General features: G+C 36.1%; 20 protein-coding genes. 10 read left to right on the forward strand and 10 right to left on the reverse strand.

The annotated features are described in order from the left end of the window. The first annotated feature begins 13 nt into the window (after positions 1 to 13). Positions 14 to 1,714: a M61 family metallopeptidase gene (locus P256_RS11405; protein ID WP_023273838.1), complete on the forward strand. Its 1,701-nt coding sequence runs from the start codon at positions 14 to 16 to the stop codon at positions 1,712 to 1,714. A gap of 42 nt (positions 1,715 to 1,756) precedes the next feature. Here the strand turns inward: P256_RS11405 and uraH are convergent, their stop codons facing one another. Together uraH and P256_RS11415 are read right to left on the reverse strand one after the other, a co-directional pair. Further along, the gene (gene uraH, locus P256_RS11410) at positions 1,757 to 2,161 is read right to left on the reverse strand and encodes a hydroxyisourate hydrolase (RefSeq protein ID WP_023273839.1); all 405 of its coding nucleotides are present in this window, start codon (positions 2,159 to 2,161) and stop codon (positions 1,757 to 1,759) included. Between the two features lie 110 nt (positions 2,162 to 2,271). Further along, positions 2,272 to 3,030 (reverse strand): pseudouridine synthase, encoded by a 759-nt coding sequence (locus tag P256_RS11415; protein WP_023273840.1) that lies wholly within the window; start codon positions 3,028 to 3,030, stop codon positions 2,272 to 2,274. Positions 3,031 to 3,207: 177 nt separating this feature from the next. Here P256_RS11415 and icd point away from each other — a divergent pair, with 177 nt between their 5' ends. The 5 genes from icd (at position 3,208) to P256_RS11440 (ending at position 9,403) form a co-directional block, all read left to right on the forward strand. Beyond that, on the forward strand, positions 3,208 to 4,464 hold the full coding sequence (gene icd / locus P256_RS11420; RefSeq protein WP_023273841.1) for an NADP-dependent isocitrate dehydrogenase: 1,257 nt from the start codon (positions 3,208 to 3,210) through the stop codon (positions 4,462 to 4,464). A gap of 277 nt (positions 4,465 to 4,741) precedes the next feature. Then, positions 4,742 to 6,139 carry an L-cystine transporter gene (locus P256_RS11425; protein ID WP_023273842.1) on the forward strand — a complete coding sequence of 466 codons (1,398 nt, stop codon included), beginning with the start codon at positions 4,742 to 4,744 and terminating at the stop codon, positions 6,137 to 6,139. Between the two features lie 64 nt (positions 6,140 to 6,203). Then, a complete protein-coding gene (locus P256_RS11430; RefSeq protein ID WP_023273843.1) occupies positions 6,204 to 7,019 on the forward strand; it encodes a PhzF family phenazine biosynthesis protein in 816 nt (271 codons plus the stop codon). Positions 7,020 to 7,031: 12 nt separating this feature from the next. Next, the gene (gene def, locus P256_RS11435) at positions 7,032 to 7,514 is read left to right on the forward strand and encodes a peptide deformylase (protein WP_023273844.1); all 483 of its coding nucleotides are present in this window, start codon (positions 7,032 to 7,034) and stop codon (positions 7,512 to 7,514) included. 266 nt (positions 7,515 to 7,780) lie between these two features. Then, positions 7,781 to 9,403 carry an inorganic phosphate transporter gene (locus tag P256_RS11440; protein ID WP_023273845.1) on the forward strand — a complete coding sequence of 541 codons (1,623 nt, stop codon included), beginning with the start codon at positions 7,781 to 7,783 and terminating at the stop codon, positions 9,401 to 9,403. A gap of 42 nt (positions 9,404 to 9,445) precedes the next feature. On the opposite strand, the gene P256_RS11445 is transcribed toward P256_RS11440, so the two are convergent. After that, positions 9,446 to 10,069, reverse strand: a complete 624-nt coding sequence (locus P256_RS11445; protein WP_023273846.1) for a rhomboid family intramembrane serine protease — start codon at positions 10,067 to 10,069, stop codon at positions 9,446 to 9,448. Positions 10,070 to 10,216: 147 nt separating this feature from the next. On the opposite strand from P256_RS11445, the gene nfuA reads away from it, so the two are divergent. Continuing rightward, the gene (gene nfuA / locus P256_RS11450) at positions 10,217 to 10,861 is read left to right on the forward strand and encodes a Fe-S biogenesis protein NfuA (protein ID WP_023273847.1); all 645 of its coding nucleotides are present in this window, start codon (positions 10,217 to 10,219) and stop codon (positions 10,859 to 10,861) included. 36 nt (positions 10,862 to 10,897) lie between these two features. Here nfuA and P256_RS11455 read toward each other — a convergent pair whose 3' ends face one another. Next, positions 10,898 to 11,908 (reverse strand): hypothetical protein, encoded by a 1,011-nt coding sequence (locus P256_RS11455; RefSeq protein WP_023273848.1) that lies wholly within the window; start codon positions 11,906 to 11,908, stop codon positions 10,898 to 10,900. 209 nt (positions 11,909 to 12,117) lie between these two features. Here P256_RS11455 and P256_RS11460 point away from each other — a divergent pair, with 209 nt between their 5' ends. Continuing rightward, on the forward strand, positions 12,118 to 12,732 hold the full coding sequence (locus tag P256_RS11460; protein ID WP_023273849.1) for a carbonic anhydrase: 615 nt from the start codon (positions 12,118 to 12,120) through the stop codon (positions 12,730 to 12,732). A 76-nt stretch (positions 12,733 to 12,808) separates the two neighbouring features. Here P256_RS11460 and P256_RS11465 read toward each other — a convergent pair whose 3' ends face one another. Further along, on the reverse strand, positions 12,809 to 13,606 hold the full coding sequence (locus tag P256_RS11465; protein WP_040332184.1) for a rhomboid family intramembrane serine protease: 798 nt from the start codon (positions 13,604 to 13,606) through the stop codon (positions 12,809 to 12,811). Between the two features lie 73 nt (positions 13,607 to 13,679). Here P256_RS11465 and mtgA point away from each other — a divergent pair, with 73 nt between their 5' ends. Together mtgA and ppk1 are read left to right on the forward strand one after the other, a co-directional pair. Beyond that, positions 13,680 to 14,354 carry a monofunctional biosynthetic peptidoglycan transglycosylase gene (gene mtgA, locus P256_RS11470; protein ID WP_023273851.1) on the forward strand — a complete coding sequence of 225 codons (675 nt, stop codon included), beginning with the start codon at positions 13,680 to 13,682 and terminating at the stop codon, positions 14,352 to 14,354. A gap of 115 nt (positions 14,355 to 14,469) precedes the next feature. After that, positions 14,470 to 16,569, forward strand: a complete 2,100-nt coding sequence (ppk1, locus tag P256_RS11475; RefSeq protein ID WP_023273852.1) for a polyphosphate kinase 1 — start codon at positions 14,470 to 14,472, stop codon at positions 16,567 to 16,569. Positions 16,570 to 16,600: 31 nt separating this feature from the next. On the opposite strand, the gene P256_RS11480 is transcribed toward ppk1, so the two are convergent. The 5 genes from P256_RS11480 to P256_RS11500 all read right to left on the reverse strand — a co-directional run bounded on the left by P256_RS11480 (position 16,601) and on the right by P256_RS11500 (position 21,702). Next, positions 16,601 to 17,506 (reverse strand): LysR substrate-binding domain-containing protein, encoded by a 906-nt coding sequence (locus P256_RS11480; protein ID WP_023273853.1) that lies wholly within the window; start codon positions 17,504 to 17,506, stop codon positions 16,601 to 16,603. 19 nt (positions 17,507 to 17,525) lie between these two features. Then, complete coding sequence (gene cuyB / locus P256_RS11485; RefSeq protein WP_023273854.1) at positions 17,526 to 18,218, reverse strand: cysteate racemase; 693 nt, start codon at positions 18,216 to 18,218, stop codon at positions 17,526 to 17,528. Positions 18,219 to 18,410: 192 nt separating this feature from the next. Next, the gene (locus tag P256_RS11490; protein ID WP_023273855.1) at positions 18,411 to 19,511 is read right to left on the reverse strand and encodes an ABC transporter permease; all 1,101 of its coding nucleotides are present in this window, start codon (positions 19,509 to 19,511) and stop codon (positions 18,411 to 18,413) included. Further along, positions 19,508 to 20,638 (reverse strand): ABC transporter permease, encoded by a 1,131-nt coding sequence (locus P256_RS11495; RefSeq protein WP_023273856.1) that lies wholly within the window; start codon positions 20,636 to 20,638, stop codon positions 19,508 to 19,510. Before P256_RS11495 ends, P256_RS11490 begins: the two co-directional genes overlap by 4 nt. Then, positions 20,638 to 21,702, reverse strand: coding sequence for an HlyD family secretion protein (locus P256_RS11500; protein WP_023273857.1), 1,065 nt, complete (start codon positions 21,700 to 21,702; stop codon positions 20,638 to 20,640). Before P256_RS11500 ends, P256_RS11495 begins: the two co-directional genes overlap by 1 nt. Positions 21,703 to 21,717 lie beyond the last annotated feature (15 nt).

Raw genomic sequence — 21,717 nt, forward strand, 5'->3', positions numbered from 1 at the left:
AGAATTCTGACTTATGTTGCACTATCAAATAGAATTTGACGATTATAAACAACACCTTATTCATGTAACATTACGATTTTTAGCCAATCCTTCTCAGGTATTGTGGATACCGACTTGGATTCCTGGCAGTTATTTAGTGCGTGAATTTGCCAAACATATTGAGTCTGTAAAAGCATATGATGAGGCTGGTCGTAACTTAACAATAACAAAATTTGAAAAGAATAAATGGCGTTTACACAATACAGATCATGAATTGATCACCGTTGAATATGATGTTTATGCATATGATTTGTCTGTGCGTGGCGCATATGTCGATCAGCAACGTTTATATGTTAATCCAGCATGTGTATGTTTAGGTCTAGAAGCACAAGAAAATGTTGCCTGTGAAATTGAAGTTTTTGTTCCTGAAGCACTAAAACATTTTTCAATAGCTACAGGGCTAAAAGCGAAAAGTCTAGTGGCAGGACGCCATACGCTCTATGCAAAAGACTATATGCAGTTAATAGATAGTCCATTTGAATTGGCAGCGCAAGACCGTTTTATATTTAATGTTGAGAATATTCCACATGAATTTGTTATCTCAGGAAAGCACACAACAAATTTAACGCGTTTGCAGCAAGATATTGAAAAGATTTGCCGAACAGAAATTCAAATGTTTGGCTCAGCACCATTTCAAAATTATGTTTTTATGACGATTGCGACAGGCAATAGTTATGGTGGGTTAGAGCATCCGAATTCGACGAGTTTAATAACTCCGCGTGATGATTTGCCCAAGATAAATGAACCTGAAGAGCCTTCAGCAGCGTATCAACGTTTTCTTGGGCTTTGTAGTCATGAGTATTTTCACTCATGGTTGGTGAAATTTATTCGCCCTGAAAATTTTGCGAATTATGATTTAAATAAAGAGGGTTATACTTCTTTACTTTGGATTTTTGAAGGATTTACATCGTATTACGATGACCTTATTTTACTACGCAGTGGTGTGATTTCTCAGGATAGCTATTTAAAACTGTTAAAAGCCCAAATTGACCGTTATTTACAAAATCCGGGACGCTATATTCAGTCTGTAACAGAGTCGAGTTTCGACACATGGATTAAATTTTATAGACCTGATGAAAATACGAATAATGCGGGTACAAGCTACTATAATAAAGGTGCTTTGGTTGCACTGTGCTTAGATTTAAGCTTAAGGAATCATGGTTCTAGTTTAGATGCTGTGATGCGCTGCTTGTATGAAAATGCACAGCAAGGCAAGCAGGTTAATGAGAAGACTATTTTCGAATTATGTCAAAAATTAACAGATGAAGATTGGACAGAGCGTTTGAGCTTCCTTATTCATACGACAGAAGAACTGCCAATTGAAGCATTACTTTCGAGTGTAGGACTTTCTTATCAACTAGAAGCAGAAAAAAGCTTACCATTTGGTATGAAAACTATTGAAAAGTCTGAAGGAGTCGTTGTTCAGCAGGTACGCCGTAATAGTGCTGCTGCTCAAGCTGGTTTGTCTGCACATGATGTGATTATTGCTATTGATGGTATTAAAGCCACTGATCAGAAACTAATAAGCTATTCACAGCAACAAGAAACATTAGAAATGCACGTGTTTAGACGTGATGAGCTGCTATGTTTATCTATAGAAGGACAAAAAGTAGATTTAAATACAGTCGAACTTACTGTTGTAGATGAGCAAAAAGTCAAAAGCTGGTTGTCTTAATATATAAATAGGCATAGAAAAAGCTATGCCTATTTTCTTTTACTAATCAGCCGATTTATACGTGGAGTAACCATATTGGCTAATTGTAAGAGGAATCTGATAGTGGTCTGTACTGCCATCAATCACAAATACGATCGGAATTTCAGCATAGAAAGCACGCAAGTTTTTATTTTTAAACCAATCACCTGTTTTAAATGTAATTTTATAAATGCCTTTGTCTAGCGTTGTTTTTGTACTTGGGTAAAGTGTATCTAAACGACCTTTGTCATCTGTTGTACCTTCACCAATTTTTGTCCATGTATTATTTTGTTGAGCTTCAAGTTCAACATTCATTTGTGTTGCAGGGCCACCTGTCTCAAGGTTTGTGACTTGTACACCAATCGGTGCAATTGCAAAAGCCATGTGAGAAAAGATGAGCCCTGTCATCAGTGTGACTAGTTTCTTCATCGTTATCCTACATAAGTTAGGTTTACAATCTATCATACGGTTTCTTGCAAAAAATGCCGATATGAAAATGTAACTTCACGAATAAGACGACAAAATGAAGGGAGTGATCACTATTTTCTAGATCTACCTCTACCTTTCTTTAAGTTCGGGCGTGTTGTGCCATTGGTAATACGACGTGGTCGTTGAGCATCTGTTTTAAAGATTTCGATCAGAACTTCTTCACGCTTTTTATTTTGCTTTCTCTTTTTAGGATCTTCACGTTTCCCTGATTTTTTAGCAGGCGCTTTGAGCTTTTCTATGACTGCTTTGTATTCAGGGTAAAGTAAAGGCTCAATTGAGCGTTTTTCTCCAGGTTGTAAGCCGAGTTCAATGAGATCAACAGAACCAATTTGTGTACGAATAAGGCGTAGTGTTGGGAAACCAACAGCAGCAGTCATACGACGAACTTGGCGGTTACGACCTTCTGATATTTTAATTTCTACCCATGTGGTTGGAATGTTAGCACGGTAGCGAATAGGTGGGTTTCTTTCCCATAGCCAAGTTGGTTCTTCAATTATACGGACTTGAGCAGGTCGTGTTGGACCATCAATTAACTCTACGCCTGCGGTGAGTTTTTGAATTGCTTCTGCACTAAACTCACCTTCTACCTGAGCAAGATAGGTTTTATGTTGTTTGTTTTTTGGGTGAGTAATAAGCTGATTCAATCCACCTTGGTCTGTGAGTATGAGTAAGCCTTCTGAGTCACGGTCAAGACGTCCAGACACACGCAAGTCAGGGTCTGTAATAAACTCAGCCAATGTGGGGTGCTTTTCATCCTCTCTAAATTGAGAAAGGACATTAAAGGGTTTATTCAGTACAGTGATTTTCATGGGAATATCTGCTTTAACAAGAATGATGTATATGTATTGATTTTTTAAATGTAGATTATTTCCAAGCTAAATAACATATTGTGTATATTTACTTTAGAATGATGACACATTTAAAAAAATGAAAATTGTTCGAAAGACAATAATTTAGTTCGCCAAATATAAAAGGGAGCCTGGCAAATGGGTTATGAAAAGATTGTTGTACCAACAAGTGGTGACAAAATTACCGTAAATGCAGACCGTTCATGGAATGTTCCAAATCATCCAATCATTCCTTTTATTGAAGGTGATGGTATTGGTATAGATATTACACCTGCCATGAAAGAGGTTGTTGATGCTGCGGTAGAAAAGGCTTACGGTGGCGAACGCTCTATTGAATGGATGGAAGTATACTGCGGTGAGAAAGCAAATGCTAGTTATGGTACATATATGCCAGAAGAAACTTTTGCTGCTATCCGTGATTTTGTTGTTGCGATTAAAGGCCCATTAACAACACCAGTAGGCGGTGGTATTCGCTCATTGAATGTAGCATTACGTCAAGAGTTAGACTTATATGTTTGTTCGCGTCCAGTGCGTTGGTTTGAAGGTGTACCTTCACCTGTGAAGCATCCCGAACAAACAGATATGACTATTTTTCGTGAAAACTCTGAAGATATTTATGCAGGGATTGAATGGAAAGCAGACTCTGACGAAGCGAAAAAAGTCATTAAATTCCTTCAAGAAGAAATGGGTGTGAAAAAAATCCGTTTCCCTGAAGGGTGTGGTATTGGTGTTAAACCTGTATCGAAAGAAGGTACACAGCGTCTCGTACGTAAAGCAATCCAGTTTGCAATTGATAATGATAAGCCATCTGTGACGTTAGTGCACAAAGGCAACATTATGAAATACACAGAAGGTGCTTTTAAAGAGTGGGGCTATGAGCTTGCACAAGAAGCATTCGGTGGCGAGCTAATTGATGGTGGTCCATGGGTAAGTATTAAAAATCCAAAAAATGGCAAAGAAATTGTCATTAAAGATGTTATTGCAGATGCTTTCTTACAACAAATTTTAATGCGTCCTGCGGAATACTCTGTAATTGCGACATTGAACCTAAATGGTGACTATGTTTCTGATGCATTGGCTGCACAAGTGGGCGGTATTGGTATTGCACCAGGCGCAAACATTGGTGATGCAGTCTCTGTTTATGAAGCAACACACGGCACGGCACCAAAATATGCAGGTCAAGATAAAGTAAACCCAGGTTCAATTATATTATCTGCTGAAATGATGTTGCGTGATATGGGATGGACAGAAGCTGCTGACTTGATTATTAAGGGTGTTTCAGGTGCGATTTCTCATAAAACAGTGACTTATGACTTTGAGCGTCTAATGGATGGCGCAACACTGCTAAGTTGTTCAGAATTTGGTAAAGCAATTGTAAAAAATATGGATGCTTAAGTCTGTATTAGATCTGAGAGGCCCTATCATTTGATGGGGCTTTTTCTTTCTTATAATAATTTAAACTAAGCTTAGTAAGAAAAAAGAATAACGATATTTTGAATTTTTTATGATATATAAGTTGTTGTTTTTAAATTAAAAAATAATAATATGAAAATCTAATCTAACGTTATCAAAATTTTGAAGAAGAGAACGTCTCTCGTTAGTTATCTATTTACTTTATAATAAATGTTAATTATATCTGATTTTGAGAATAGCCATCTGGCTAGGAGTTGCGATGAGCATGCTACTTATCATAAACATTGCGGTGTTTGTGGTTTTACTACTGTTGCTTGCACAAACACGTAAAACAACATGGAGTCTTTCTAAGAAAGTACTTTCAGGATTAGTACTGGGCGTACTGTTTGGATTGGGACTACATTTAGTTTACCCGACAGGTACTCAGGTTTTAACTGATTCGATTAGTTGGTTTAATATTGTTGGTAATGGTTATGTAAAACTTTTACAAATGGTTGTAATGCCACTGGTTTTTATTTCTATTTTGAGTGCTGTTGCAAAATTACATATGGCAACGTCTTCTTTAGGGAAAATAAGCTTTCTTAGTATAGGTACGTTGCTTGTAACGACATTTATTGCAGCCTTAGTTGCTGTTTTTGTAACGCGACTTTTTGGTTTGACAGCAGATGGCTTAGTACAAGGTGCTGCTGAAACAGCACGTTTGAGTGCGCTACAATCTGACTATGTTGGAAAAGTGACTGACTTAAGTGTTCCTCAGTTTATTTTATCGTTTATTCCAACCAATCCATTTGCAGATTTAACAGGTGCGAAACCAACTGCTATTATTAGTGTTGTTATTTTTGCAGCATTCTTGGGTGTGGCAGCTTTACGCTTACTTAAAGATGATGAAGCAGCAAAAGGTAAGTATGTTTTAACGGCAATAGATACCGCGCAAATGTGGGTCATGAAGCTTGTTCGTTTAGTTATGACATTAACGCCGTATGGTGTTTTTGCACTGATGACAAAAGTTGTTGCAAGTTCAAACTTGGCAGATATTTTAAAGCTTGGCGGTTTTTTAGCAGCTTCTTATGTTGGTATTGCCATCATGTTTGTCGTACATGCACTTATTTTGGCAGGTTCAGGGATTAATCCAATTCGGTTCTTCAAAAAAGTGTGGCCTGTGATTACTTTTGCATTTACAAGCCGTTCTAGTGCTGCAAGTATTCCAATGAATATTGAAGCACAAACCAACCGTATTGGTGTACCAGAGTCGATTGCAAGCTTTTCAGCATCATTTGGTACAACAATTGGTCAAAATGGCTGTGCAGGTTTATATCCTGCAATGCTTGCGGTAATGGTTGCACCAACAATGGGGGTAAACCCGTTAGATCCTTTATGGATATTGACTCTGGCTGGTATTGTGACCATGAGTTCAATTGGGGTAGCAGGTGTAGGCGGTGGAGCAACATTTGCTGCACTGATTGTATTGCCTGCATTAGGGTTCCCAATTACATTGGCTGCATTACTTATCTCAATTGAGCCATTAATTGATATGGGAAGAACGGCATTGAATGTGAATGGCTCAATGACAGCAGGTACATTTACAAGTCAGGTGATGGGGCTGACAGATAAAAGTAAATTTGATCAGGAAAATGATAAAGATCTCGTAAATAGTTGATCACTTGAAGTATATTAGAAGAGCAAATGTTTTAGCATTTGCTCTTTTTTTTGAGGATATAATAATGAAGATGTACCAAGTTGATGCATTCACAACACAATTATTTAAAGGAAATCCTGCTGCGGTTATTGTACTCGATCAGTGGTTAGATGACGGTTTAATGCAACATATTGCGCTAGAAAACAATTTATCTGAAACGGCATTTGTAAAGAAAAATACATTAAATAATTACGATATTCGTTGGTTTACACCAACAGATGAAGTGCCATTTTGTGGACATGCGACATTAGCCAGTGCATTTATTTTGTTTCAAGAAGTTGAAGGGCTTGAATATATTGAATTTGAAACGCGTGAGTTGGGGACTTTCTATATTCGACAAAAAAATGAAAAAGTTGTCATGAATTTTCCAATTTTAAGAGCAAAAAAATTAGAAGACTATCCTAAAGCATTAAATACTGCGTTTGACCTTCCATTTAAGCAAGTCTATTTAAATGATCAGGCTTATCTTATTGAGTATGACAGTGCTCAGCAGGTTTTAGATGTACAGCCAGACTTTTTTAAGTTGCGAGAAATTAGCTTAGCCTCAAAAGAAATTTACGGCAAAACACGTGATATTGTTATTACAGCACAGGGTCATAAGGACTATGACTGTATTAGCCGTTATTTTGCACCTGCAATTGGTGTGAATGAAGACCCAGTTACGGGCTCAATTCATACAGCAATCATTCCGCTTTGGGCTGAGAAATTGGAAAAAGATGTAATTACTGCCTATCAAGCCTCATCTAGAGGTGGTTGGCTATATGGTGAGATTTTGCCAAATGATCGTATAGAAATTTCAGGTCAGGCAAAATTATATATGGTTGCAGATATTCATATTTAAAAGGAATAACATATGGCTGAAGTGGTGTTGCCAATTGCACAAGATGGTGAAGGTATACTTAAGCTCATTGCAGCAAAGGTAAGTGCGAAAGAGTTCGGTTCATTATGGTTACGCCAGCTTGTGCAGGCGATGCAAATGACAATGAGATATCATCATGGCGTTGGGATTGCAGCACCACAGGTCTATGTTTCAAAAAGAATTATTATTGTGGCATCAAGACCTAATCCAAGATACCCTAATGCACCAGAAATGTCTGAAATTGTTATGGTTAATCCTGAAATCATTACAAAGTCCAAAGAGAGTATTTTGGGGGAAGAGGGATGTTTGAGTGTTGTAGGAACACGAGGAAATGTCTTGCGTGCAGATAAACTTGTTGTTGAATACTATACCGTGAAAGGTGAGAGAAGACAGCAGGATTTTACAGGGTTTCCCGCACGAATTATTCAGCATGAGATAGACCATCTAAATGGTATCTTATTTGTAAGTTATTTATAGCTGTTTTCATTTTTTTGAAATATTTATCGTGCAAATTAAATAAAGTTAAATGAAATGAGATATTTAATTTGAAAAACTAAATAGCAAGCAAATTTTATAGAAAAATAACGATTGAAGGTTGTACTTTATTGAGTACACTTTTTGCTCTAAAAGGATGCAAAAGGTGGTTTTTTTCGTGCATAATAAATAAAGTGTCATATAATTGTCACAATTAAATTAAACAATATGCATACCTATAAAGTATCGTCATATATGGCAGCATGAAAATGAATACATCTTCTAAACAAGATTCCGTACCTCCTGGTGCGATGAATAGTAAAAATGTAAATGTACCTACGCCTAAGTTTTTTATGCCGGTGTTCCTTACAATTATTATTTCTACACTTGTTTATATTGGATTTCAGCTCAATGCTGATCTTGCAAATGTTCCTCCCCTTAGCCTTTATTCTGTAATTTTATTATCTACAGCACTTTTTATTGCGTTAGGTTTTGAGTTTGTAAATGGCTTTCACGATACAGCGAATGCTGTTGCAACAGTTATTTATACAAATGCATTATCTGCACCAATTGCTGTGATGTGGGCAGGTTTCTGTAACTTCCTCGGTGTGTTATTGGCAAGTGGTGCAGTTGCATACGGTATTATTGCTTTACTTCCTGTTGAACTCATTATGAATGTAGGTAGTGGTGCTGGCTTTGCAATGGTATTTGCATTGTTAATCGCTGCTATCTTATGGAACTTAGGAACATGGTTCTTTGGTATTCCTGCTTCAAGTTCACATACAATGATTGGTTCAATTTTAGGTATTGGTATTATGAACCATATCTTAAATAGTGCGACAGAGGCAGGAACTAGCGGTATTGACATGGAACAAGTCATGAAAGTAGGTAAAGCACTTCTATTTTCACCGCTTATAGGTTTTGCGCTTGCTGCTGTCGTTTTCTTGCTTGTGAAATTTATTTTTAGAAAACAATTAGAATTATTTAAGGCGCCTGAAGGCACCAAACCACCACCTTTGGTTATTCGTGCGCTACTTATTTTTACCTGTACAGGTGTAAGCTTTGCACATGGCTCAAACGATGGTCAAAAAGGAATGGGGCTTATTATGCTTATTCTGATTGGCTTGGTACCGCTTGCGTATTCATTAAATAAAAATATAGATAGTAATCAGCTACAAGCATTTAAAGGCTTATCTCAAGAAGCGGCTGTTATTATTTCAGCAGATAATACGCAAAAATATAGCCGTACAGAAGCGAAAGATATTCTGACACGCTATATTCAAGAGAAAAAGGCAACGCCTGATGTTCTACCTGCACTTGCAAGTATTACCTATGGTTTAGGGCAAGATTTAGCGCCGTACAACTCTTTGAAAAATATTCCTGAGCAAAGTGTTAGTGATATTCGCAATGAAATGTATTTAAGTACAGCAACCTTTAAGGCACTTGGTAAACAAAAAGCTTTACCAGAGTGGAATGAAGCACAGCAGAAAACGATTAAATCTTATCAAAAAGGGTTAGATGGTTTCTTACAATATATTCCAAACTGGGTGAAAGTTGCTGTTGCCTTGGCATTAGGTTTAGGAACAATGGTGGGTTGGAAGCGTATTGTAGTGACTGTTGGTGAAAGAATTGGTAAAGATCATATGACATATGGTCAAGGTTTATCTGCTGAGTTAGTTGCAATGACGACAATTGCTGCTGCTGATGGTCTAGGTATGCCAGTTTCTACAACACACGTTTTAAACAGTGCTGTTGCGGGGACAATGGTTGCCAATAAGTCTGGTCTACAATGGGCAACTATTAAAAGTATTATTTCAGCTTGGGTACTGACATTACCTGTAACGATCATATTATCTGGTAGTTTGTATTGGTTGTTTCTACATATTTTTTAATTGTTATTTGAATAGATAAAAGGGCTGATATCAGCCCTTTTTTTAATTGAAAAATGGAATGTGAATGAGTTGGTTAATAAAATGTGGAATAATTTTAGGCTCAACAAGAATGGTGATAATTACGCCATAAGCTGCACCCCAAAGGTGTGCACTGTGGTTGATATGGTTATTATTGCGTTTGTTTGACCAAATTGTATAAGCAATATAAAGAACAGCAAAAATAATTGCGGGTACAGGTACAAAAAAAACAAAAATTAAATTCCAAGGCTTAAAAAGAATATAGGCAAAAAGTACCGCAGAAACTGCACCTGATGCACCTAAACTTGCCCATTGGAAGTCATTTTTATGCTTTAAATAACTTGGAAGAATAGAGACAATTAATCCACCTAAGTAAAACAGCACAAAGCCCATATTAAAGGCATATTGACGGTAGAAAACCTCAATTGCACTACCAAAGAAGAATAAAGTGATCATGTTAAAAAGAAGGTGAGCACCATCTGCATGAACAAATCCATGAGTAATGAATCGATCAAATTGTCCTTTTTTCATGGCAGGTGGCCAAAAAATAAGGCGATTCATAATATTCTGATTAGAAAATGCCAAGAGTGAAACAATGACAGTAATAATAATAAGTGTAATACTATGGTTAAATGGAAGGTCTAGCATAATATGACAAAGTAGTTAACTTAACTTATCATGACATAAAAAATATAAGATATGAAATTAAAATAAATCCGACGAAATGCATTGATTTTTGGTAATTACCCCATATCTTCAGTTAAACTAAGTACCTTCAGGTTGAGGAAAGATAATATGTCTATGGAAAATGTCAGCACGACTCAGGCAGCAAGTGAAGATATACCAAATCTATTAATTACTCCTTCTGCGCAAGAGTACTTAAGCGAATTACTGGTAAAGCAAAATACGCCAGGTATCGGTGTGCGTGTATTTGTAGAGAATGCAGGGACGCCACGCGCTGAATGTTGTATGGCATATAGTGCCCCTGATGAAGTGGTTGAAACAGACTATAAGCAAGACTATCCTGACTTTCCTGCATTTGTTGATGCACCATCTATTCCATATCTTAAAGATGCTGTCATTGACTATAACAAAGATCGCTTTGGCGGACAGCTTACGTTTCGTGCACCAAACTCTAAAGTACCTCGTGTAGGGCCAGACGCTTCTATGGAAGAACGTATTACTTATGTATTACAGTCTGAAATTAATCCAGGGTTGGCAAGTCACGGTGGGAACTGTAGCTTAGTTGCTGTTGAAGAAAATGAAGAACATGGTTTAACGGCAGTTCTAAAATTTGGTGGTGGCTGTCAGGGCTGTTCAGCAATTGATGTAACTTTAAAGCAAGGTGTTGAGACGACACTGAAAGAATATATTCCTGAATTAAAACGTGTGGTTGATGAAACTGATCACTCTAAGTCTGAAGGTGCTTATTATAAATAAGTAGCTAAAGAGAAAAGGCGCAATATGCGCCTTTTTTTATATCTGTTTTAATAGTTTTAATGTATTTTCATGATAGTAGAAATTTGCTAAAAGTGAGTATATTCGTGACCTTATATAGCCCCCAGAAATAAGCTGTGTAACAATTGGTTTGAATAGAGCTACAAATTCCTCTTGAAGAAATGCCTCATCTATATTCAAAACTTGAAATAAATAATTCAAGGTATGCTCTTTATTTTGATCGTACCATGTATTCAGGCTATCTTGTAATCCAGTTTTTGCATAATTTGTTTGTCTAAAAGCATTCCAAAAATCATTAATAATATCTACTAATTCGGGTAGGTTGTCTGTAGATAGGGGCTGAGTCACTTGAGAAAGCGCTGTATCTTTAACTTGATGCCATAGCTCTGCTTGTAAATGATAGAGTCGATCATTTGTTAAATGTTTATTTAAAACATGCTCACTCATTTGACCTAACTTTAAAATATTCTTTTCCACATACTGAGAGATAGTCTTTTCTAAGGTTGCATCAGTCATATTTTCAAAAACTGATTTTCCTACTTTCATAACTTTATTCATACTCGATATTTTTGAAGATAAATTGTCTTCAAAATATTGTTGAATAGCTTGTTGTACGAGCTGTGACATAATTGTAGAAAAAGAAGGGTGGTGAATAATAAAGTGTATAAATACTTGTCGAGATGTCTCTTTATTTGCAATAAACTGAGCTAAACGATCGACTGTCATGACATCTATAATATGTGAAACTTTAGTATTTTTATTGGGTGAATACACCGCTGAAAAGTGAATATGCTGTACCAAGGTTTCTAAAAGTATAGAGGGAATTGCTTTATCTAACATTTGCTTTTTTATGCAACGATATATTGGTTCTGGTGTTCCAAATTCTTTAATTTTTTTGCTTGATAACCAATGATATAACGAAAGTACTTCATTGTTAATATCTTTTTCTGAATTAAAAAAATCTTCTAAAAATGCAATTTGAGAATCTATAAGTTGTTCAATAATAGGGTTTTTTAGAGGTTGATTCATATAAAAGTCTTATTGTGAGTACAATTTATTTACAGTATAACGTGCTAAGTTAATCGGGTTATAGTTTTCCATGCTTAAAATAGCATTTTGTATAAGATTGATGGAAAGAAACTGAGTGTGGAGACCTTTTTAGTCAGTGACAAGTATGTGGTCGCCACCTAAAATGTACCTAATTTATTATTTTGATAAAACGAGATAGGAAAAAAATCATGCTGACAGCACAAGAAGCATTAGATCGCTTAAAACAAGGAAACCAACGTTTTGCAAATGGTAAATCATCTATTCCAGATTTAATTTCTAAAGAGCATCGTTCACAACTTGCCGCAGATCAAAACCCATTTGCAATTGTTTTAGGATGTTCAGATTCACGTGTACCCGCAGAAATTATATTTGATCAAGGTCTGGGTGACCTTTTCGTAATTCGTGTTGCAGGAAATATTGTTGCACCATCGCAAGTTGGAAGTGTAGAGTTTGCTGCAGAACGTTATGATTGTGCTGTTGTAGTTGTACTTGGTCATAGCCATTGTGGTGCTGTTAAAGCAACGATTGACACGCTGCGCAATCCAGATCAGCCACCATCAAATAATTTAATGTCTATTGTAAATCGTGTACGCCCATCTGTTGAAATTTTAATGCAAACAGAGTTAAAAGATGATTTACCAAAATTGTGTGAGCATGCTGTAAGATCAAATGTATTTGCTTCTGTAAATCAATTACGTCATGGCTCATCTGTACTTGAGCATTTAATTGAGCAAGGCAAGTTGAAAATTGTGGGTGCTGAGTATTCATTAGAAACGGGTGAAGTTACTTTCTTCGATTTCTAAAATATTTGAAACATATTAAGGGCTTAAAATGAGAGCCTTTAATATGTTTTTTATTATTATGTGAATTTCATCATTATTAATTAAATGGATTACTATTTAAAATATCTATCCATAGATGATAAACCCCTTGTGCTTCATATTTACAATATAGGTATATCATAATATTAATAAAAGCACCAAAAATAATGGCTAGAATAAGTTTTGGTGATTTATGAGTGTTTCTTTCCAATAAATACCAAATAAAACTTAATAATGCACCCATAATAGTGCCACCAATATGCGCCATATTATTAATGTTGGGTGTAAGTAAGCCAATACTTAAGTTAATAAGCATCACAATAATAAGTGTTTTTTTACTTAAAATAAATTTTTGTCTAGGCGTGGGTGGGAAAAATGCCAGTAATGTGAGTGCACCTCCAATACCCATAATTGCACCTGAAGCACCACCATTAATAGTAGGTACAAGGTCTTGAGAAAAACTATTTAGTAATGCATAACTGTTGTGAATGCTAATCCACTCACTAAATAAGCTTCCTGTAATACCTGCAAGAATGTAAAGAGAAATATAGTAGCGTCGACCATATATTTGTTCTGCAATTGAACCAAAAATATAAAGCGACCACATATTTAGAGCCAAGTGAATAAAACCAAAATGAAAGAATAGGCATGTAAAGATTCTATACGGCTCAGAGGTCATTGTAAGTGGTGCATAGTCTGCACCCCAATGAATTGCATCTATTGTAGCAGGTGTGCTGCTATTGACCCCTGTACTAATTTGTAGAAGGTAAAGTGTTGTATTTATGGCAATAAGAAGTGCCGTAAACCACCATAATTGAAGCCTTAATTTACTTTTATAAAATAAAGGTTGTTCCATTTTATACATGCTATGCTTTGCAAACTTTTAGTATCAGCTTAACAGAACCTGTGCTTTGGAGAAAGTTACATTCATGAAGAACATTTTTTTAAGTATTATCAAAGTATTAAGTGTTTTATTTCTTCTTGTTCAGGTGTGGGTTTTTATTTCTTTATATTGGTGGTCAGACCATCCTGTTGAAAAGACAATGTTTATGCGTATGGATACATGGGAAAATAATGCAACTGAGGTAGACCATACATGGGTGAACTATTCGCATATGAGCCCTTATATCAAACAAGCAGTGGTAACGGGTGAGGATGGTAAGTTTTTAGAGCACCATGGCTTTGATTGGGATGGTATGCAAGTGGCTTTAGCGCGTAATGAGGAAAATGGTAGTATTGTGGCAGGTGGGTCAACTATTACGCAACAATTAGCGAAGAACCTTTTTCTTTATAATCAGCGTTCTTATTTTAGAAAGTTTCAAGAGGCCATTATTACTGTAATGATGGAAAAAATGTGGTCTAAAAAGAGAATATTAGAAGTATATTTAAACTCGGTTGAGTTTGGTGAGAATTTATATGGCGTGGAGGCAGCTTCACAATATTATTTCAAAAAAGACAGCAAGTATTTAACCAAACAAGAATCAATATTCTTGGCTGCATTATTACCTGATCCTAAATACTTTCAAAACCATCCTAACGATAGAAAGTTACATTTTCGTGAACATTTTATTATGAAGTATATTAATTCGAGCCAAATACCATAAATAAATATTAAAATGTATTGTTTGTTTATGAATTATGCATTTGTTTATGAAATTGCCATAAATATAACGCATAATCGCAAAAGAACATCACATAATTCTTATTATGGAACAGTATATGAATACAGAGGCGCATGCTGTGGAAAATTACGACGAAAATACCCATCTCCCTGAGTATACTTATAATGAACGATATATTAATCGTGAGTTATCTATTTTAGATTTTCACTTAAGAGTACTAGAACAAGCTGTTGATCCCCTCCATCCTCTCCTTGAACGATTAAACTTTTTACTTATCTTCTCTCGTAACATGGATGAATTCTTTGAAATTCGTGTTGCTGGTGTTATGGAACAATTAACCTTAGGGAATGAAAGCTATACGCCCGATGGTCTTACGCCTAAACAGGTTCTTCAACAGATTTCGAAAACAGCGCATGAAGCTATTGAGCGTCAGTATCGAATTTTAAATCAGGAAATTTTACCTAAGTTAAGAGAAGAGGACATCTGCTTCTTACGTCGAGGAGAGTTATCTCCTGCGCAAACTGCATGGGTGAAAAGATACTTTCATGATCAGGTTGCACCTGTTTTAACCCCAATTAGTTTAGACCCAGCGCATCCATTTCCTCGTTTAGTGAATAAAAGTTTAAACTTTATTGTAACTTTAGAAGGAAAAGATGCTTTTGGTCGTCAAATAGACTTAGCTGTTGTTCCTGCACCTCGTTCATTACCACGTGTTGTTCGTTTACCCGATGAATTAACAGATGGTAAAGAGCATCATGTGATGTTGTCTGCAATTATTCATGAGCATGTTTCTGATTTATTCCCGGGCATGACAGCAACAGGGTGTTATCAGTTTAGGGTAACCCGTAATGCCGATTTAGAGCTAAATGAAGATGTAGAAGACCTTGCAATTGCATTAAAAGGTGAGTTGAGCTCACGCCGTTTTGGTCGAGCTGTGCGTTTAGAAGTGACTCAAAGTTGTCCAAAACATATTTACCAGTATTTACTCAATGAGTTTGAACTGCATGAAGAGCAGTTATATAAAGTTGATGGTCCAGTAAATCTTGCACGCCTAGTGTCTAATTTTAAGCGCCCTCACTTGAAATATGCAGCGTATACACCTGTTATTCCAAAAGTGCTTCGTAAGTCAGAAAATATTTTTTCTGCAATGAAAAAACAAGATATTTTATTACATCATCCGTTTGAATCTTTTGCTCCTGTAATTACGCTACTGAGAGAAGCTGCGCGCGATCCTAAAGTATTGGCAATTAAGCAAACTTTATATAGAAGTGGCCCTGATTCAGAAATTGTGCAGGTACTTGCTGAAGCCGCAAGAAATGGCAAAGAAGTGACAGCTGTTATTGAGTTGCGTGCTCGTTTTGATGAAGAATCGAATATTGCTGTTGCCAATGTATTGCAAGAAGCGGGCGCTGTTGTTGTTTACGGTATTGTAGGCTATAAAACACATGCGAAAATGATTTTGGTTATTCGTCGTGAAAATAATAAGCTTGCCCGCTATGCACATTTGGGTACGGGGAATTATCATGCGGGTAATGCACGTATGTATACAGACTATGGTTTGTTAACGACAGGTAAAGAGCTGTGTGAAGATGTACATCGCATTTTCCAAGAGCTTACAGGTATGGGCAAAATGGCAAAACTGAAAAAGTTATTGCATGCGCCATTTACACTGCATAGCCATTTACTTGGGTTTATTGATGATGAGATTGCTCATGCCAATGAAGGTAAAGAAGCACATATTATTATTAAAGTAAATGCACTGACAGAAGTACAGCTAATTAATAAGTTGTATGAAGCATCTCAGGCAGGTGTAAAAGTTGACTTAATTATTCGCTCAATTTGTTGTTTACGTCCGGGGCTACCAGGATTATCTGAAAATATCCATGTACGTTCGATTGTTGGACGTTTCCTTGAACATACACGTGTATTTTATTTCAGTAATAATGGGAATGCGCGTATTTATGGCTCAAGTGCAGATTGGATGAACCGTAATTTATTTAATCGTGTTGAAGCATGTTTCCCTGTTGAAGATCCAACATTAAGAAAATGTATTTATCAGCAAGGGTTGTTAAATTACTTGAAAGATAATGAACGTGCTTGGGTACTTAGTGGTGACGGTTCTTGGACACGTGTACAAAGACAAGAGGGTGAGGTTTCTCATAACTCACAACAAGTGCTTATAGAAGCCTTTCGCTAGGTTTTAAAGTAGAGCCATCAATAGTTTTAGGCTATTGATGGCTGTTTATTTCCCAATCTATAAGTTTTATAAAATGCCAAAAATTCTCTAATTCGGTATTTAGGCGCGTATTGTGTCGATAGAGATAAATATCTACAGGTAATACAGCATCTTTTAATGGCAGGATAGAAAGGCGATTATTTTTTAAATCTGATTGAATACTATAGTCAGGTAGCCATCCCACACCATATCCACTTCTAATCATATCTTGTAACAGCATGCTCATAGATGAAACAAAATTTGTATCGAACTGATGACTTTGATGCTGTTGTAGGAACTCACTTACTTGTTTTCCCATATAGCTTTCATCTGTATAGCTCATGAAAGGTAGATTCTTATCTTCTAAAGAGAATTTAGGAATACCCGATACATTTGTTCCTGTAACGAGGTAAAGTTTTGCAGAAAATAATTTATGACATAAAAAGTTGGAATTCATTAGTGTATGGTCATAGAAAGATATAATGAAGTCACATGTACCATTTTTTAAATAGTCTACGGTTTGATTGACATCTATGGCTTCTACATGAAAAGTTTTTTCTTTATAGTTTTTTAAATTCTTAAGTATTTGGGGAAATAGGTAACCAGATAATGAGTGAGCAGATGCGATGGAGATTTTACTTCGTATTTCACTTGTGCCTTTAATTTTATCAATATTATATTCAAAGTCACTGAGCAGATTTCTTACATGCAAAATAAATAATTTTCCTTCCTCTGTAAGTTGTAGGGGAGAGGTATTTCTATCAAAAATATCGAAACCTAAAGATTTTTCTAGTGTTTGGATTCGTCTACTAAGAGACGATTGTGATATATGTCGAAGGTCTGCTGTAAGCGTGAAACTTCGATGCTTTTCTAATGTGAGTAAGTCATATAGCCATTTTAACTCGATGTTTTGTATCATGTCTTAACCATACAATATGTTATTGATTTTGATAAAATTGAATTGCTGTTTTAACCAATATATCAGTTGCATCTATAAAAGAGTTTGGTTTTTTTAGAATAATATCTTCAAGGATTAATGGAATTTCAGTACAAGCCAGCAAAAATTTCTCTCCTTGAGATATTGAATATTGCTGAATGAGTTTATTCATATCTTGTTTTACTTGGATTTGATTTCCTGCTTTATAATTGTAGATATTCTCCATAATTTTTCTCTGAGTTTCTTCACAAGGGATTTCATATTCAATATGATTTTCTTCTAATTTGCTCTGATACAAACGTGTATAAATTGTGGCAGAGGTTGCCAAAATATATACCTTTTTTGTATGGGTGCTTTTTAAATACTCGATTGTAGACTCAATAATACTGATCATTTTAATGGAGGTATTTTTTTGCAGGTCATCGAACCAAAAATGTGCTGTATTGCATGGAATAATAATGCATCCTACATGGGTAGACTCTAAAATTTTTAAATAGGCAACCATTTTTTCTAATGGCTTATTATTTTGTAAAAAGATTGATTCAGTACGGTCTGGAATATCTGGAATAGATACGGTAATGGTTGGAATATGTTCTTGGTCGCAATGCGCAGGTGTGTTTTTAATAACTTTATTGATTGTATCTACAGTTGCTTGAGGTCCCATGCCTCCTAAAATGCCGATTGCTGGTTTCATTGAGTAAGCCATCTAGTGAAATGATGACTTATTATTTCTAAAAAGAGTACGTACTTAATGCAAAGTGCAGATTAGGCATGCATAAAATACATCTGTGAATGATCTGAGATGTTATGGGTGGCTACATTTTATGAAAAATAGCATTATTTTATGCATACACAATGTAAAATTTGCATAGATAATAGGGCGTGGTTACTCATTTTTAGGGTGTAAACGAATATAAGCGAGAACCAAAAAAACAAGACCACTAATACTTAAAAAAATAAGCTTAGGTATCACGATTTCTGTAGGAACACCCATTTGATTTAACTGAATAAACATTTGAATTGCATGTGTAGATGGTAGGCATAAACTGAGCCATTGAAGTGGCAGAGGCATTGCTTGTAGAGGCCAAGATGTTCCGCTTAATAGAAATAGTACAATGGATGTAGGCACAAGGACATGACCAACACGTTCAGGCATATCAAAAAAGCTGGCAATAAACATACTGAGCGCAATAATACAGCTAATAAATATGGGTACAGCGATGAGCATACCTAAAAAGTTTCCACCGCGTGGATAATCATATAACCAAAATATAAAACCAAATAAATAGAAACTGGTTAAACAGCCAATGGCAAATATCGCTGCAAAAAAACCGAAAAACTCATTAGGCTGCGGTTGCCATTTTTTTTTCTCTCTATAGCCAGCAATGAGCATACCTACACCCAGTAAGATGGTTTGATGAATAATTAAAGGCGCAACTGAAGGGAAAATATAACTGCCATATCCTGATAGGGTGTTAAATAAAGGAATTTGATGGATCGGTAGCTCGGGACTAAAATGACTTACTTTACCGAAGCGTTGTAGATGGTTTTGTATAACATTTTCTAAAGATATTGCTAAACCTGATGCAATTTGTTTCACGCGAATTAAGTATGCTGAACTGATATAAAGCCCAATTCCTGTATTTTTCGGGTTTGCAAGTAAATCTGATGATAGCTTTTCGGGAAGGAGCAAAATTGCATCGGCTTTTTGTGCCTGAACTTGTTGCTGTGCCTCCAAAAAGTTAGTTGTAATTTGAGTAATTCTAATATTGGGGTTTGAATTAATGGTGTTAATAATCTGATTGGTTAAAGTACTTTGATCTTGATCTACAATAATAATAGGGAGGTCTTCTGCTTGCTGTGCTTTATACGCCGTTGGATAGAAAAAACCATAAAGTATAGAGCCTAAGATAAGGGTCGTAAAAACAGCAGAAAAGCCTTTGATATCTTTAAATGTTTTAAAGAAATAGAACAGGAATGACCTCATATTTTAGCCTCCTGACTTACTTTTTTTAGGCAAATAACAGACAGCAGATAACCAATAAAGCAAAAAAGAATCAGCAATAAAAAGGGGAGTATGGAAATATATGTTGGGCTACCCACAACCCATTGTTCAGTTTGTAGTTTTACATAAGGTGTATACGGAATCAGGTTCGACCAAAACTGTGTAAAGAGTGGTGCATTATTTAAAGGAAGTGTAATGCCTGCAAAACTTAAAGATGAACCCCCATAAATGGCAATCATACCAAAAGTACGTGTTAAATCTTTGATGGCTAGAGTTGCTGCTGTCATCAGTAGTGCATAACTTAAATAAAGTAAAAATAGCGCGACCAATAAAAGTAATAGGTTTCCTGCGACAAACCAACCACGAATGACTGTAAGCCAAAAGAGCCATAAGAGTGACCAGCCAAATAAAATACTACTATGCACAAGGCTTTTTGCAAAAATTGCTTGGCTTAATGATGTTTTATTTAACCATTGATGTACGGTTTTAAACTTCATTTCTTGCCCGACAGAAAATGCAATTGAGCAGCAAATGATGAGGTGAAGGAGTGCAGGGATCAGAAAAGGCTCTAAAAATAATTCATAGTTTAGTGTCGGATTAAATAGTGGTGAAACCTTCACATGTGGGGCGGAAATATCGAGGTAAGGAATGTTATTTTTGAAGTGGTTTTTTTCTAAAAAATCAATTGTTGCTTCTGCTGTAGATTTAAGCATTGCTGATGAGATTGTATTTCCAATACTGAAGAAGGATTGATTGTATGTAATCGCAATTTGAGCATCTTGACCGCGTACAAGACGTTTCTCTGCACCGTAGGGAATAATGACATAACCCCAAACTTGGGTTTCATTCAGTTTTTTTTCAGCGTAGCTTTGATCAGCTGTTTGTAGTTGTATCTGTAGTGAATGGTTTAATGCCAAATAATCAGTGATTTTTGCACTGAGTTGGCTTTGATCTTGGTCAATAATTGCAATAGGGAGGTGCTCAGGTTTTCCTTGCATGAGCATACTGCTGAAAATAAGAATAATCAGCAGTGGTGCAATGGTAAGCATAGAAAGATCCCATTTATGTGTACGCAAGTAGTGAAGCTCTCTCCATATTGCTGTATACATTAGTGTCCCTCTACTTTGAAGATGACACTCATTCCTTCTTTAATGGGAATATTACGGTCTTCAGGTGTTAGATGTAGCTTAAAGCTACGAATATCGTATCCTCCTGTTTGACGCGTTGTTTTAATCGTAGCAAAGTTGCCTTGAGGGTCTATATTCTCAATTTTGAACGTCATATTTTGATTTAGTGCAGGGACAAAGCCTTCAATACTATTTTTCTTATAAATATTTGAATATTGGTCTTCCCGAATATTTAAACTTACCCAAAGATGCGCTGTATCTACGATATCAATCACGGGTACACCCGTCGCAACAAGTTCAGATGGATTACCATAAATATTTGCGATAGTTCCATGAATTGGGGAGAGTAGCTGTGTCTCTGATTCTAAAGACTTGACTTCATTTACAGCAGCTTGAGCAATTTCTACCTGAGCATCTGCCATAGATTTCTGTTCTGTTGTACTTCCATCTTTTGCACGCTTATATTGTTGGTAAGCAGCTTCTGTCATTTGTGCAGATGATTGCTGTGCAGCAAACATTTCATCTCGACGTTGCCTAGAAATAACACCTTCTTGATAAAGGTTTGCTCCACGTTGATACGTCGTGTGTGCAAGTTGTTGTTGTGCACGTAAGCTTTGCCAATTTGCATATAGGCTAGCAAGGTTTTCTTCACGTGTACCACGATTGGTCGCTGCTTGTAAGGCTAAAGCAGATTGTAAAGAGGCCAGCGCTTGTTGTTTTTTTGCATCAATTTCAGGACTGTGTAAGCGAGCGAGAGATTGTCCTTGAGTGACTACTTGCCCTTCAGAAACGTAAATATCATCGATACGACTGATCAGTTTGGTGCTGACATGAATCACTTCGGCTTCAACACGACCTTGAATAGATACTTCTTCAGGTTGGTAGCTTTTCCACAGTCCGAAGCCAATTAAGGCCAAAATGAGAAGTAAGATAATTAGTAATACAATCGTTTTGATAATTTTTTTTGGTTGTTTTTGGGAAGTATTTTGCTTCATTTCTGATGTATGCTCAGTCGAAGCATTCCTTTCATTTTGTTGTTCGCTCATGACGTTCTCTTACAT

Origin of the sequence: Acinetobacter nectaris CIP 110549 (assembly GCF_000488215.1) — a bacterium.
In the GTDB taxonomy this organism is placed as follows: domain Bacteria; phylum Pseudomonadota; class Gammaproteobacteria; order Pseudomonadales; family Moraxellaceae; genus Acinetobacter; species Acinetobacter nectaris.

Coding starts and splice junctions, on each gene's coding strand:
- def (WP_023273844.1), top strand. CDS start 7,032: ATGGCTGAAGTGGTGTTGCCAATTGCACAAGATGGTGAAGGTATACTT.
- cuyB (WP_023273854.1), bottom strand. CDS start 18,218: ATGAAACCAGCAATCGGCATTTTAGGAGGCATGGGACCTCAAGCAACT.
- P256_RS11440 (WP_023273845.1), top strand. CDS start 7,781: ATGAATACATCTTCTAAACAAGATTCCGTACCTCCTGGTGCGATGAAT.
- P256_RS11490 (WP_023273855.1), bottom strand. CDS start 19,511: ATGAGGTCATTCCTGTTCTATTTCTTTAAAACATTTAAAGATATCAAA.
- P256_RS11445 (WP_023273846.1), bottom strand. CDS start 10,069: ATGCTAGACCTTCCATTTAACCATAGTATTACACTTATTATTATTACT.
- P256_RS11500 (WP_023273857.1), bottom strand. CDS start 21,702: ATGAGCGAACAACAAAATGAAAGGAATGCTTCGACTGAGCATACATCA.
- nfuA (WP_023273847.1), top strand. CDS start 10,217: ATGTCTATGGAAAATGTCAGCACGACTCAGGCAGCAAGTGAAGATATA.
- ppk1 (WP_023273852.1), top strand. CDS start 14,470: ATGAATACAGAGGCGCATGCTGTGGAAAATTACGACGAAAATACCCAT.
- P256_RS11455 (WP_023273848.1), bottom strand. CDS start 11,908: ATGAATCAACCTCTAAAAAACCCTATTATTGAACAACTTATAGATTCT.
- mtgA (WP_023273851.1), top strand. CDS start 13,680: ATGAAGAACATTTTTTTAAGTATTATCAAAGTATTAAGTGTTTTATTT.
- P256_RS11480 (WP_023273853.1), bottom strand. CDS start 17,506: ATGATACAAAACATCGAGTTAAAATGGCTATATGACTTACTCACATTA.
- P256_RS11425 (WP_023273842.1), top strand. CDS start 4,742: ATGAGCATGCTACTTATCATAAACATTGCGGTGTTTGTGGTTTTACTA.
- P256_RS11430 (WP_023273843.1), top strand. CDS start 6,204: ATGAAGATGTACCAAGTTGATGCATTCACAACACAATTATTTAAAGGA.
- P256_RS11460 (WP_023273849.1), top strand. CDS start 12,118: ATGCTGACAGCACAAGAAGCATTAGATCGCTTAAAACAAGGAAACCAA.
- P256_RS11495 (WP_023273856.1), bottom strand. CDS start 20,638: ATGTATACAGCAATATGGAGAGAGCTTCACTACTTGCGTACACATAAA.
- icd (WP_023273841.1), top strand. CDS start 3,208: ATGGGTTATGAAAAGATTGTTGTACCAACAAGTGGTGACAAAATTACC.
- P256_RS11415 (WP_023273840.1), bottom strand. CDS start 3,030: ATGAAAATCACTGTACTGAATAAACCCTTTAATGTCCTTTCTCAATTT.
- uraH (WP_023273839.1), bottom strand. CDS start 2,161: ATGAAGAAACTAGTCACACTGATGACAGGGCTCATCTTTTCTCACATG.
- P256_RS11465 (WP_040332184.1), bottom strand. CDS start 13,606: ATGGAACAACCTTTATTTTATAAAAGTAAATTAAGGCTTCAATTATGG.
- P256_RS11405 (WP_023273838.1), top strand. CDS start 14: ATGTTGCACTATCAAATAGAATTTGACGATTATAAACAACACCTTATT.